A 1,019-nucleotide genomic window follows, 5' to 3' on the forward strand; every position below is an offset into this window, starting at 1 on the left:
CCTACTACAACTGGAAGTCCAGATACGGCGGCATGGAGGCTTCTGATATTAAAAAGATCAAGGATCTTGAGGACGAGAATCGGCGTCTCAAACAGATGTTTGCCGACCTGAGCCTTGAGAACCGGGCGCTGAAAGACGTTATCGAAAAAAAGCTTTAAAACCAGCCTTTAAGCGTGAGCTGGTCACTCATCTGATAACGACATCTGGACTCAGTATCCGTCAGGCCTGCCGGAGTCTGAACCTGAGCAGAACGGTTTACCATTACCGTCCGGATACCACGCGTGACGAACCCGTTATTGTCGCGTTGCAGTCAGTGGCAGAGCGATACCCACGGTACGGTTTTCCAAAACTTTTCCAGGTTCTGCGGCGGCAGGGATACCCGTGGAATCACAAAAGGATCCATCGTATTTATTGTCTGCTGAGGCTGAATTTTCGCCGTAAAGGCAAACAACGGTTGCCGGTGCGTAATCCCTCGCCACTGGCCACACCGGAAGCGCTGAACCAGAGCTGGTCTGTCGATTTTATGCATGATGCCCTGGTCTGTGGCCGTCGTTTTCGAACGTTCAATGTCGTTGATGACTTTAACCGTGAGGCATTGTCGATTGAAATCGATCTGAATCTGCCAGCTTTGCGCGTGGTCCGTGTACTCGACAGGATCGCGGCAAATCGCGGCTATCCGGTCATGCTACGCATGGATAATGGTCCGGAATTTATCTCACTTGCACTGGCTGAATGGGCAGAGCAACATGCAGTAAAACTGGAATTTATTCAGCCGGGTAAGCCGACGCAGAACGCTTTTATTGAGCGCTTTAACCGAACATACCGTACAGAAATACTCGATTTTTATCTGTTCAGAACGCTGAATGAAGTGCGGGAAATCACGGAAAGATGGGTGTCAGAATATAACTGTGAACGCCCGCATGAATCACTGAACAATATGACGCCGGAGGAATATCGGCAACACAATCATTTGGCCGGGATCTCAAAAAATGCCTGGAACTAAAACGGGTCTATTTACA

General features: G+C 49.4%; 1 protein-coding gene. It reads left to right on the forward strand.

All coding sequences use genetic code 11. The annotated features are described in order from the left end of the window. Positions 1–1,003 (forward strand): IS3 family transposase gene (locus NNO03_RS22410; protein WP_271450610.1). Its coding sequence is split into 2 segments (ribosomal slippage), with 1,004 coding nucleotides annotated over them: positions 1–153 and positions 153–1,003; the frame shifts between segments, so codons are not numbered across the junction. This gene is flagged as partial in the annotation. Between the last annotated feature and the right edge of the window lie 16 nt (positions 1,004–1,019).

The organism is Citrobacter sp. Igbk 16 (assembly GCF_028069755.1).
Lineage (GTDB): Bacteria > Pseudomonadota > Gammaproteobacteria > Enterobacterales > Enterobacteriaceae > Citrobacter.